The following is a 12,593-nucleotide window of genomic DNA, read 5'->3' as shown; positions in this document are numbered from 1 at the left end:
GGTCTGTTGAATTATAAATTATGGTTATTTCAGTCTTCTTGTCAGATTGGCCTGATCCATGATCCGTGTTGCAATCTCTTCGACGGAAAATTCAGTGGTGTCGATATAGCTGATCTGCTCCTGGTTATAGATCTGTTCAACCATCTGTATTTCATATTGACACTGCCTGACCGATGAGTATCGGCTGTTTGGACGGCGCTCATTTCTGATACCTGAGAGCCGGGCCGGATTGATGGTCAAACCAAAAAGACGTTCTTTGTGCGGGCGAAGAAAATCAGGCAGCTTGATGCCCTTATCAAAATCATCCTCGGTAATTGGGTAATTGGCGGCATAGATACCAAACTGTAAGCCAAGATAGATGCAGGTGGGTGTTTTGCCCGAACGGGAGGCACCCAGCACGATAATATCGGCCTTTTCATAGTGCCGGATGCGGGCACCATCATCATTATCAAGGGCAAACTGCACCGCTTCGATGCGACGGTGATAGCTGGCACTGCTGGTTGTGGAACGCTTCTTGCCAACGGTATACAACGGGTGCGAGCCTAACTCCATCTCCAGGCCGGGAAGGAAGGTAGCAAAGAGGTCAATAATATAAGCCCCGCTGGTATGCAGCAGTTTGCTGACCTCTTCATTCAACACCGTCATAAAGAGGATAGGTTGCATCATTTCATGCTGATGAGTCTCTTTAATCAGGGTCAGTGCCCGAACGGCTTTTTCGGGGGTATCAATATAGGGCAGTGTGTGGTGACGGAATGTAGGCCCCGAGAACTGGGCAAGCAGACTTTGGCCAAAGGATTCAGCGGTAATGCCAGTACCATCAGAGATAAAAAATACCGATCGCTCCATTTTATCGACTCCAGAAGCATAAATTCAGAGGTTAATAGCTTGAGATCATCTGTTTCTGGTACAGATAGATCAAAATGATGTGATCCAAAGTAAAAAACTCTTCCAATCAATAACATTTTCTAACAAACTATACCGGAAATCTTCCCGGTGAGGTAACCGGTGTCGTCTTATTAGCAGTACTATGACAGCTTTATTTATGGACTGATAGCCTGGCAGAGTGGAACTCTGACAGCACAGTCGGTGAATTCTCAGCGGTGAAACCCATGGTAATCCTTTGCAGTACAGGCAGGAGAGTGGCTTGAACAGTTCATCTTTACCAGAGTTTGTCGTGGGCCTGGATGCCCTGGGCAATAGCGATGTAGAGCGGGTTGGTGGCAAGAACGCCTCGCTGGGAGAAATGCTCAGCCACCTTGGCAGGGCAGGGGTTCGTGTACCCGGTGGCTTTGCCACCACGGCAGAGGCTTATCGAGACTTTCTGGATGGCTCAGGGTTATATGATCGTATTCATACCCTGCTGGATGAACTGAATATTGATGATATTCAACAGCTCACCCGGGCGGGTGCCAATATTCGCCAATGGATTATGGATGAGCCATTTCGACCGGAATTTGAACAGGCCATTGTCAACAGCTACCGTGAACTCTGTGGTGATCAGGAGGATCTGGCTGTGGCAGTGCGGTCATCAGCGACGGCGGAAGACTTGCCCGATGCCTCCTTTGCCGGGCAGCAGGAAACCTTTCTGAATATTCGTGGTGCACAGAATGTTCTGCGAGCGGTTCGGGAAGTCTTTGCCTCTCTCTTTAACGATCGTGCCATTTCATACCGTGAGCATCAGGGCTTTGACCATCGGGATGTGGCGCTTTCAGCCGGAATTCAGCGGATGGTGCGCAGTGAAACGGGGGCTGCCGGGGTGATGTTTACTCTGGATACCGAGTCGGGTTTCCGCGATGCGGTATTTATCACTTCCTCCTATGGCCTGGGAGAGACCGTGGTTCAGGGAGCAGTAAACCCGGATGAATTTTATGTTTACAAGCCCGCACTTGAAGCAGGGCGCTCTGCCATCCTCAGGCGAAATATGGGCAGCAAGGCGATTCAGATGGTTTACGGTGATGCCCCAGAGACCGGGAGATCGGTGCAAACCGTGGACGTTGACCTTGAGAAGCGTCAGCAGTTCTCCATCAATGATGCCGATGTGCTGGAACTGGCCCGTCAGGCCATGGCCATTGAAGCCCATTACGGCCGACCCATGGATATCGAGTGGGCCAAAGATGGCGATGACCAGCAGTTGTATGTGGTTCAGGCCCGGCCTGAGACAGTACAAAGCCGAACTGAGTCCAGGACGCTGGAACGTTATCACCTGTTGCAACAGGGTAATGTTCTCGCAGAAGGCCGCAGTATTGGCCAGCGCATTGGTCAGGGGCGTGTCTGTCTGGTGGATGATCTGGCGGATATGGACCGGGTTCAGGATGGCGATGTGCTGGTTACCGATATGACCGATCCGGACTGGGAACCGGTTATGAAACGGGCTTCAGCCATTGTCACCAACCGGGGTGGGCGTACCTGTCATGCTGCTATTATCGCCCGAGAGCTGGGGATTCCAGCGGTGGTCGGGTGCGGTGACGCTACACGCCGACTGAAAGATGGTCAGGCGGTAACTGTTTCCTGTGCACAAGGGGATACCGGCTTTATTTATCAGGGTGAGTTGCCGTTTGAGCACCAAAAGAAAGATCTGGATCAGATGCCTGAGTTGCCCTTCAAGATCATGATGAATGTGGGGAATCCTGACCGGGCTTTCAGTTTCTCCCGACTGCCCAATGCGGGTGTGGGGCTTGCCCGGCTGGAATTCATAATTAACAAAATGATCGGTGTTCATCCCAAGGCTTTGCTGAACTATCAAACTAATCCGGACAGCGTACCCGATGCCGTCAGACAGCAGATTGATGAGCGAATGGCGGGCTATGGCAATCCTGTCGACTTTTACGTTGAAAAACTGGTTGAAGGCGTCGCTTCTGTTGCTGCCGCTTTTGCCCCGGAAAAGGTTATTGTCCGACTCTCAGACTTCAAGTCTAACGAATACGCCAACCTGATTGGCGGCAAGATCTATGAGCCCCATGAAGAGAACCCGATGCTGGGCTTTCGTGGCGCTTCCCGCTATATCTCGGAATCCTTCAGGGACTGTTTTGAACTTGAATGCCGGGCCATGAAGCGGGTCAGGGACGAGTTCGGCCTGACCAATGTTGAACTGATGGTGCCATTCGTCCGAACGCCGGATGAAGCCCGTCAGGTCATCAACATTATGTCTGACTTTGGACTTCGTCGTGGTGAAAATGGTCTGAAGATCATTATGATGTGTGAACTGCCATCCAATGCGCTGCTGGCTGATGAGTTCCTGGAATATTTTGATGGCTTCTCCATTGGTTCCAACGATATGACTCAGCTGGCCCTTGGGCTTGATCGGGATTCCGGCTTGATTGCCCACCTTTTTGATGAACGTAATGCTGCCGTCAAGCAGCTGTTGTCCATGGCGATTCAGGCCTGTCGCCGGCAGGGCAAATACATCGGTATTTGCGGCCAGGGGCCCAGTGATCATCCTGACTTTGCCCGCTGGTTGATGGAAGAGGGTATTGATACCGTTTCCCTCAACCCCGATTCGGTTCTGGAAACCTGGCTCTATCTGGCGGAATGACTCTTTGATAGTCCCTGTCAGGGGTTGTCCAAAGGTTGCCTTGGGAGGCTGGCAGGAATCTTCCAGAGAAGTACTGTGTCACCTTTGGGCACCCCCCCAGGGTTATTTTTGCAATGGATTATTAAATGATCACCATCGGGGCTAAAATCGGCCATTTTAACGGGATGATCCAGTTTTATCAGCTCTACTTCTGCCCATTTTCCATCATCACCGAGTCTCCAGAGTTGCACAAAGCCCGGCTTGTTATGATCTTTATAATCTTTGCCAAAGGTTAGAAAATGGTTTTCCAATTTATTAAATTGGGCGAATTTGATCAAACAGGTGCCAGGTTTTGTCAATGCCTGTTGTGTCCATTTGCCCTTATCGTCTCGTCCCATGATGCAGACGGTACTGTCCCGGCTAACGGAAAATGCAAGACGGCCTGATGGGGAGAATTGGGCAATTTCAATTGGATTTTGATGCTTAACCTCCAGCCGCTCCAGCCATTCACCATCTATGTCAAGCCCCTGAATTTTCACAGTGCAATCATGACCGACGGTCAGTACACTGTCTTCCTTAACATTGAAGTCAGCAACCATAACCCCCCCCTGATGACATACTCGTGCTTTCTGAATCAGGTTACCTTCCTCGTCATCACCCCAAATGCAAGCGTAATTCGTTTCATTGCCATAGCTCAGGAGCTGTTTTTCTGAGCGACTGAAGATGGCTCTGTCACTGCCTGTGTGCTCAAGGGTTTGGGGTTTGTCCAGATTGCCTGTAACACGGCAATTCCAGATTTTAAAGGAGCCACCACCGAAGTCGGCCAGGACTTTCCACCCGGAGCGGGTGAAGGAGGCATTATCACAACTCGGGATCTCTATTTTTTCTACCCAGTCATCATTAACGTCATAACCGGAAATTTTAGTTTTCCTGGCTAAATCGCGGGTAAGTGCAAATTGCCCTGAGGGATTTAAGGAGGCTGAGCAAATACGGTTGGGCACACTTACGCCCTGGCGAATTTCTGCGGGTTGCTCAGAATGATGGACCTCTCCGACCTGCGACCAGTTGCCGTCGGCATCGTGAGCCAGGAAGAAAACCCGGTTATCCAGGAGGACAAGGGCATGGCTCTCATCCCGACTCAACTGGCAATCAGAAATTACACGGTCGCATTCCTTGACAAATTCAGGAACAATACAGTTGCGCTGATCATTAAGGTGCCAGATGGTCGCTTTTTCAACATTTTGAGTCATTAAAAAAGTATTCGTGGGGACGAAATTCAGTGCTCTTGGCCCACTTTGTCTGATCTCTGTTGGCTGGTCTAGCAGAGTCCACCGGCTGCCATCCAATCGCAAAACGTTGATTCTGCCGGCGCGGTGATCGTAGGTCATAATCTTGTCCTGCACCGGGTTGAAGCTTGCCATCACTGGCTCGTAGCCACCTGCAAGTGGCATGTGCTCAAGCACCCGTGACTCCACCCAACGGCCATCACTATTGAGTGTACTCACCTTGACCTTGCCATCCTGGCTGCAGCAAGTCAGAAGCGTGTTTTCCGACCGATTAAGCTGGGGAATAATCTTCTGGGCCCCAACCCTGGTCCTGCTGTTCTCCGACCAGTTACCATTCGCGTCTTTTAGCCAGCTTACCAGGCTATGATCTTTCAAACTGTCGCAACCACTGATGAAGAGGTGCTTACCCGAAGGACTGAAATAGTTTTGAAGAATATAACAACCGAAGTGGGCCTTCATTTGGAACTTAAGATAATTGGTCTGGCATTGAAAAATTTCACTCGTCCCTGGGTCAATATTGCCCGGTTCAATACGACTATCGCACTGTATCGTGCTGATACCAGACTGTTGCGGTGTGGTGCCCGGGGATAAACGATTCGTGGAAAAATTCAGCCCGACAATTTCTTCCAGCTTTCGATTGACAAAACTGGTCTCTGTGCTGATCGTCCATCCGGGTGGTAAATGCTCTTTCAATCGTTTGAGTGATTTTTTCTGACCCATTTCAGGGGCTTCACTGATGCGTTTATTAAAGTTAGCTACTAACCCGGATATTGGCTTCAGACTGGTAATTAACGCCTCTTCGTCTTTTTTCAAACCGCTTCCATCTAGACTTCTGAGGCAACTCTGCGCTGCTGGTTGCATGATAACTCCTGTCTGATTGGCATATAGATGATTTATCTATACGACCATTGAGTTTGGCAAAAGTTCCTGCTCTTAATTTAGTCAAGCAGCTGTTGTTCATAGCGATTCAGGCCTGTCGCCGACAGGATTAATAGATCGCTATTTGCCAGGGAGCCAGCGACCATCCAGATTTTGCTCGCTGGCTGATGGAGGAGGGCATTGATACCGTTTCCCTGAATCCGGACTATGTTCTGGAAACCTGGCTCTATCTGGCGGAAAGACTCTGTCAGGGGCTGTTCAAAGGTTGCTTTGGGAAGCTGGCTGGAATCTTCCAGAGTAGCGCAGTAGCACCTTTGAGCGAGACGGTACCCCCACTATTATTCTTGCAGTGGATAAGTAAATGATCACCATCGGGGCTAAATTCGGCCATTTCAACGGGATGATCCAGTGTTATCAGTTCTTTTTCTGCCCATTTGTCATCATCACCAATGCCCCAGAGTTGGACAAAGCCGGGCTTGCCATGATCTTTGAAACCGCTGCCAAAGATTAGAAAATGGTTTTCCAATTTATTAAATTGAACGAATTGGATCAGATAGTCATCAAGCCTTGTCACGACTTGTTGCGTCCATTCTCTATTATCGTCACGTCCCAGAATGCAGGCGGTGTTGCCCTTAACGATAATGGCAAAGCTACCTGAGGGGGAAAAACCGGACAATTCGACTCTTCCTTGCTGCTCAACCACCAGCGGCTCCCGTCGTTTGCCATCGCTGTCGAGCCCCTGAATTTTCACAAAGTAATCAAGGCCGACGCTCAGGACACTATCCTCCTGATTATTGATGCGAGCGTCGAAAATCCCCCCCTGATGACATACCCGTGCTTTCTCAACCAGGTTACCTTCTTCGTCATCACCCCAAATGCAAACGTAATTCGTCAGAACCCCATAACTCAGGAGCAGATTCTCTGAGGGACTGAAGATGACTCTGTCACTGCCGATGTGCTCAAGGGGTTGCCCTTTGTCCAGACTGTTACCGATGCTATTGCAATCCCAGACTTTAAAGGAGCCACTGCCGAAACTGGCCAGCACTTTACGCCCGGAGTGGCTGAAGATGGCATAATCACAACTCGGAATCTCTCTTTTTTCTACCCAGGCACCATGATCGTCATAACCGGAAATGATAGATTTATTTGCTAAATCGCGGGTGAGTGCATATAGCCCGGAGTGATTGAGGGAGGCTTTGCAAATACGATTGCGAACATGCTCGTTGTGGTGATTGACTATTTGCTCAGAATGACGGACCTCTCCGACCTCTGACCAGTTGCCGTCGACATCACGAGCCAGGAAAAAAACCTGGTTGCCCCGGGGGAGGATAAGGGCATGCTGCTCATCATAACTCATCTGGCAATCTTCAATTGGACTGTCGTAATCTTTATCAAATTTATTCTCAAGACAGTTGCTTTGATCACTACAGCCCCAGATGGTCGCTTTTGTGCCATTGCAAGTCAGTAAATAATTATTCGCGGCCATGAACTCCAGTGCTGATAGCCCAATTTGCCTGATCTTTGATGGCTGGTTTAGCCGGGTCCACCCATTGTTACCATCCACTCGAAATACATTGATTATGCCGTCGCGGTGATCGTAGGTCATAATCTTGTCCTGCAACGGGCTGAAGTTTGCCGATACCGGCTCATCGCCATCTTTAAGTGGCAGGTGGCCAAGAACCAGCAATTTTTCCCAACGGCCATCACTATCAAGAGTTCTCACCTTGACCCTGCCATCTGAGCAGGTACTCAAGAGTGTATTTTCCAACCGGTTGAACTGGAAAAAAATCTCATTGGAAACTTTGGCATTATGCCTGTTATTCTCCGACCAGTTGCCATCGACACCTTGTCGCCAGGTTACCAGGCTATGATCCATCAAACTGTCGCTACCACTGATCAAGAGATCCTTTCCTGATGGGCTGAAACAGGTAGTATGAATATCACGACCGAAGCAGGCTTGCACTTGGAGTTCAAGACCATTGGTCTTACATTGAAAAATTTCAAGCTTCGCTGGGTCAATATTGCCTGACTCAATAGGACTATCGCAATGTATCGTCTCGATATCAGGCTCTTGAGACGTTGTGCCCGGGGATAAATGATTCGTGGAAAAATTGAATTCAACTATTTCCAGCTTACGATGATCAATATTGGTATCTGTGCTGATCGTCCATCCGGGTGGTAAATGCTGTTTCAATCGTTTGAACGATTGATTCTGATTCGGTTCTGAGGCTTCTTTGATACTTTTATTAAAGTTAGCCACTAACCCGGATATAGGCTTCAGGCCATTAATTAACGCCTCTTCGTCTTTTTTCAAACCGCTTCCATCTATACTTCTGAGACTACTCTGCGCTATTGGTTGCATGATAACTCCTGCCTGACTAGCTCATAGATAGTTTATTTATACGACCATTGATCAGTAGCACCTTTTGAATCTTTGTCCCATCCTGCTAATAAGTAGTTAACTGTCTTAGCATTCAGGAACTGAACTGTAGATTGCTGAGTTTGGCAAAAGTTCCTGCTCTGAGTTTTTAGTTCAGTTTGAAAAAACCACAGGGAAAATGCCGAACGCTAGCGGGCATTGCACGTTTATGGTATGGCATTTAATTGTGCAGAGATTAATACCAGTTTCACAGAGGAAAAGCTTTTCTCCGTGATTTTTTTGTTATCATGCCAGTCTGAATTGTCATGGGAGAATAATAATGAGTTTTACCACCCCCGATTTGTGTGATGACTTTCCCGGTAACCTTCAGGTAGTTGATCCGGGTTTTAACAGCTTTGGTGGAAGAGATATGTTTGGTGGCGAAATTGTCACCATTAAATGCCATGAAGATAATTCCAGGGTTCGGGAGCAGGTGTTCAGTAACGGTCACGGTAAGGTGCTGGTTGTTGATGGCGGCGGTTCTCTGAGAAGGGCTTTGCTGGGCGATATGCTGGCAGAACAGGCCGTAAGTAATGGTTGGCAGGGTATTATTGTTTATGGCTGTATTCGTGATGTTGAAGTTATTTCACAACTGCCGCTGGGGGTACAGGCGCTTGCTGCCCACCCGATGAAAACGGATAAAAAAGGCTTGGGAGATGTCGATATTGCTGTTCGATTTCATGGAGTGGATTTCATTCCCGGTCATTTCCTGTATGCCGATTTGAACGGGATTGTCGTTTCTGCTGACCGACTGGTTTAATGTCTCGATAGCCCTGTTTCTTTCGATACTGGCATTGTTGCAACAGGGCAATCCCAGACCTTCATAAATAACGAATCTTTCTATAATAAGTCACTGTTTCACAAGCATTTTCATAAGTTATTATCGTTGGTGATTAATTAACCGATGTTTCGGAAAATACTGATCTAAAACAACGGATTTATTGTAAAAAGGCCAAGGTTTTCTTTCGTTTTTGCGGTAGTATCCGCACCCACCAAAGTGTCGGGACTTCGTATACCTGACCGTCAATCACACTGGGAGCCTGTCGGCATAAGCCCTGCAGGCTCCCGGAAATCCCCTATGACGGAGAAAACTCCAGTGAGAAAGACTAAGATCGTCTGTACCATCGGCCCAAAGTCTGAATCCCATGAGATGCTGACCAAACTGGTCGACAATGGCATGAATGTGATGCGACTGAATTTCTCTCATGGTGACTTTGACGAGCATGGTGCCCGTATTGCCCGTCTGCGAGAAGTCATGGCTGAAACCGGTAAACGTGTTGCCATTCTTCTGGACACTAAAGGCCCTGAAATCCGAACTGTTAAACTGCACAATGGCGATGACGTCATGCTGACAGCAGGACAGGAATTTACTCTGACTACCGACACGTCTGTTATTGGTGACAGCACGCGTGTAGCGGTTACCTATGCCGGACTGACCGCTGACCTGAAGCCGGGTAACACGGTTTTGCTGGATGATGGCCTGATTGAACTGACGGTAAAAGAAGTCAAGGCTCAGGAAATCGTCTGTGAAGTTAAGAACAACGGTGAGCTGGGTGAAAACAAAGGCGTAAACCTGCCCGGTGTTAAAGTTAACCTGCCAGCCCTGTCAGAAAAAGATAAGGCTGACCTGGTCTTTGGTTGTGAGCAGGGCGTTGATTTTGTAGCGGCTTCCTTTATTCGTAAAGCCAGCGACGTTAACGAGATCCGTGAACTGCTGGATGCCAACGGTGGTCAGGAAATCCAGATCATTTCCAAGATCGAGAACCAGGAAGGCGTTGATAACTTCGACGACATTCTGGCTGTTTCTGATGCCATCATGGTGGCCCGTGGTGACCTCGGGGTAGAAATCCCGGTTGATCAGGTGATCTTTGCCCAGAAGATGATGATCAACAAGTGTAACCATGCCCGTAAGCCGGTTATCACGGCTACCCAGATGCTGGATTCCATGATCAAGAATCCCCGCCCAACCCGTGCAGAAGCCGGTGACGTAGCTAACGCTATTCTGGATGGCACCGATGCCGTTATGCTCTCCGGTGAGAGCGCCAAAGGTAAGTACCCGGCAGAATCTGTGGCGGTCATGGCAACCATCTGTAACAGCACGGATGGCAGCATGGAACTGCGTGTTGAAGAGTTCGATGCCGAGATCGACAATTATCGCAGTATCACGCAAGCGGTCTGCCGTGGTGCGGTCAAGACGGCAGATATTCTGGCTGCCAAGCTGATTATCGTTGCCACTGAGCAGGGTAAGTCAGCACGTTCTTTGCGTAAGTTCTTCCCTAAAGCCCAGATTCTGGCGCTGACTTCTTCCGAGAAGACCGCTAACCAACTCAGTCTGAGCAAAGGGGTGACCACCAGCCTGGTACCACAGCAGGAAAACACTGATGCCTTCTACAAGCTGGGTAAAGAGCTGGCGGTAAAGCACAACTTTGTTCAGTCTGGTGACCTGGTTGTCATGGTTTCCGGTGCCCTGGTTGAGTCCGGTACTACCAATACTGCTTCTGTGCACGTGATCGATTAATATCCGAGTTCTTTCTGGTTACACCCTCTTGCCTGTCCTTCCCGCTGCGGGGGAGGGCTGGCAAGCATTGCTACAGATTGGATATATCTCCACCAGTTATGCCTGCCCAACGACCAGCCGGTCAATCGAATACTCAGACAGCCTCTAATATTGCAGCGTACTTATCCGGATCAACGTTACCGCCACTGCCAATCGCTACTACGGTTTTATTTTCAAACAGTGCCGGGTTATCCATAATCGCGGCAATGGCCACCGCACCGCTGGGTTCCAGCACCAGGTTCATCTCCTGAAAACCGCGCCTGATGGCATCATGGGATTTTTGAGGGTTGACTGTTATACCTCTGACACCGGTTTGCAGAACGATGTCCAGGTTAGCAATGCCAGGCTCAAGGGCCATTAAAGCATCACAGTCACACAGGATATGACCTTTGGCTCGAGAGCGTCTGCCGTTTTCAAGGGAAATACCCATGCCCTGGTAACCATCCACTTCAACGGCCCATACCTGGGTGTTGCTGCCAAACACCAGGCTTGATCCTGCCACCAGGCTGCCACCACCAACGGGGCAGAGAATGTGATCACAGGATTTCCCGAACATCGCCAACTGCTCCTGAAGCTCCAGCGCTACAGATGCCTGGCCAATAATGATCTCATGATCATCGAAAGGGTGTAGCAGCACTGCGCCGTGGTCTCTGGCTATTTGCCTGGCCATAGCACTGGCAGCTTCCTCCCTGGAAGGTTTATTGCATTGGCAGAGAATGACCTCTGCGCAGTAACGCCTGGCATTATTTACTTTTGATTTGGGGGCGTCATGGGGCATTACCAGCCTGACCGGTATGTCCAGAAGTTGCCCGGCGGCTGACAGGCCTGCTGCAAAATTTCCTGAAGAATAAGCTGTAACACCTTGTTTTTTCTGACTCTCCGTTAAATTTAACAGTCGGTAGAACGCACCCCGGAATTTAAAGGCTCCGGTAATTTGCAGAGACTCGGCTTTGATCAGCACTTCCCCTCTGATCAGTTCACTCAAGGCATCTGATTTTAACAGCGGGGTGGTGCGTACATTGTTTCTTATTTGCTGGTTAGCTTTCTGTGCGTCTACGTGGGGCAATAGCGCGGCCAAGGCCTCTTTGAGCTCTGGTGTCTGCTCCTGCCCGTCGTCCACCAGTTTCGCCATGGCCCACAGCAGGTTGGCGATTCCCTGGGCATCAATATCCCTGGCTTCAGGTTTTTGGTTGCAGTTAAATATTATTGCATCAAGTAGCGTTGACAATAAGGCAGCTTGAGTAAGCTTAACACGCTCATTGAATTGGCATATTGACTGTGATTTCTCCCATCATAGCGATGACCGAAACGATCCGATTTACTCAGCAGACCATCCATTATTTCCTGTTTGATGAGAGCATTAAAATCCTGAGCAAGGTTTACTGAACGGCACTGTAGATGTTGAGAAGAGCATGCGCCAGAAGAATGGTAAAATTCATTATGCCCCGGGGTAGTGCGGGGGGGATTTTCCCGTTGTCTGACTGTGGCATGTCTATATCGCCCACGTCTTGAAGATGAAGTATGGTCATCCGGTTGGTTGTAATCATTACCTGATCTTGCGTATTTACCACTGATACCAGCAGTGTTTCTATCCATAAATATATTTCATTAATTCATGAGAATATAAAAAGCAGACTGCGGTTCTGTTCAGAAGTTCATTTTGCTGAAATGTCTATAAACGTAAGCGGTTGAGGAAACACATCTACATCTACTCCTGTTCCACCAATCCGCTATTTTCAAATCATCCGGGGCAAGATTCATGCGCAACAGGTGTTCAACGCTGGCACTCCTTCCCTTGAATGTGAAAACGGTTCTTGAGTCATGATGGAAGGGAGGAGATTACTGGCTGTTTTTTCTCTTCCTTTTTCTGCTTTTTGGTTTGCCTGTTTGATCTTCTACATATTTTTCGACGGTTTAGTAACAGTGATCTGAGGGTTGCGA

8 protein-coding genes are annotated in these 12,593 nt (G+C 48.8%); 3 read left to right on the top strand and 5 right to left on the bottom strand.

The genetic code is table 11. The features are described 5' to 3' along the window. Nucleotides 1–24: 24 nt before the first annotated feature. Nucleotides 25–846 (bottom strand): posphoenolpyruvate synthetase regulatory kinase/phosphorylase PpsR, encoded by an 822-nt coding sequence (gene ppsR, locus J7438_RS15095; protein ID WP_209201657.1) that lies wholly within the window; start codon nucleotides 844–846, stop codon nucleotides 25–27. Between the two features lie 298 nt (nucleotides 847–1,144). Here ppsR and ppsA point away from each other — a divergent pair, with 298 nt between their 5' ends. Further along, nucleotides 1,145–3,532: a phosphoenolpyruvate synthase gene (gene ppsA / locus J7438_RS15090; RefSeq protein WP_286196610.1), complete on the top strand. Its 2,388-nt coding sequence runs from the start codon at nucleotides 1,145–1,147 to the stop codon at nucleotides 3,530–3,532. Nucleotides 3,533–3,549: 17 nt separating this feature from the next. On the opposite strand, the gene J7438_RS15085 is transcribed toward ppsA, so the two are convergent. Continuing rightward, nucleotides 3,550–5,658, bottom strand: coding sequence for a WD40 repeat domain-containing protein (locus J7438_RS15085; RefSeq protein ID WP_209277194.1), 2,109 nt, complete (start codon nucleotides 5,656–5,658; stop codon nucleotides 3,550–3,552). 265 nt (nucleotides 5,659–5,923) lie between these two features. Beyond that, nucleotides 5,924–8,038 (bottom strand): WD40 repeat domain-containing protein, encoded by a 2,115-nt coding sequence (locus J7438_RS15080; protein WP_209277193.1) that lies wholly within the window; start codon nucleotides 8,036–8,038, stop codon nucleotides 5,924–5,926. A 337-nt stretch (nucleotides 8,039–8,375) separates the two neighbouring features. On the opposite strand from J7438_RS15080, the gene rraA reads away from it, so the two are divergent. Continuing rightward, a complete protein-coding gene (gene rraA / locus J7438_RS15075; RefSeq protein ID WP_209277192.1) occupies nucleotides 8,376–8,855 on the top strand; it encodes a ribonuclease E activity regulator RraA in 480 nt (159 codons plus the stop codon). 336 nt (nucleotides 8,856–9,191) lie between these two features. Beyond that, nucleotides 9,192–10,613, top strand: a complete 1,422-nt coding sequence (gene pykF, locus J7438_RS15070; RefSeq protein ID WP_209277191.1) for a pyruvate kinase PykF — start codon at nucleotides 9,192–9,194, stop codon at nucleotides 10,611–10,613. Nucleotides 10,614–10,746: 133 nt separating this feature from the next. Here pykF and J7438_RS15065 read toward each other — a convergent pair whose 3' ends face one another. Together J7438_RS15065 and J7438_RS15060 are read right to left on the bottom strand one after the other, a co-directional pair. Then, nucleotides 10,747–11,880: a threonine ammonia-lyase gene (locus J7438_RS15065; RefSeq protein WP_209277190.1), complete on the bottom strand. Its 1,134-nt coding sequence runs from the start codon at nucleotides 11,878–11,880 to the stop codon at nucleotides 10,747–10,749. Further along, a complete protein-coding gene (locus J7438_RS15060) occupies nucleotides 11,856–12,248 on the bottom strand; it encodes a hypothetical protein (protein WP_209201663.1) in 393 nt (130 codons plus the stop codon). The genes J7438_RS15065 and J7438_RS15060 overlap by 25 nt, the downstream gene beginning before the upstream one ends. Nucleotides 12,249–12,593 lie beyond the last annotated feature (345 nt).

The sequence above is a fragment of the Thalassotalea sp. G20_0 genome (assembly GCF_017744175.1).
Taxonomy (GTDB): domain Bacteria; phylum Pseudomonadota; class Gammaproteobacteria; order Pseudomonadales; family Endozoicomonadaceae; genus Endozoicomonas.
This window is presented reverse-complemented; position numbering and strand designations above follow the sequence as displayed.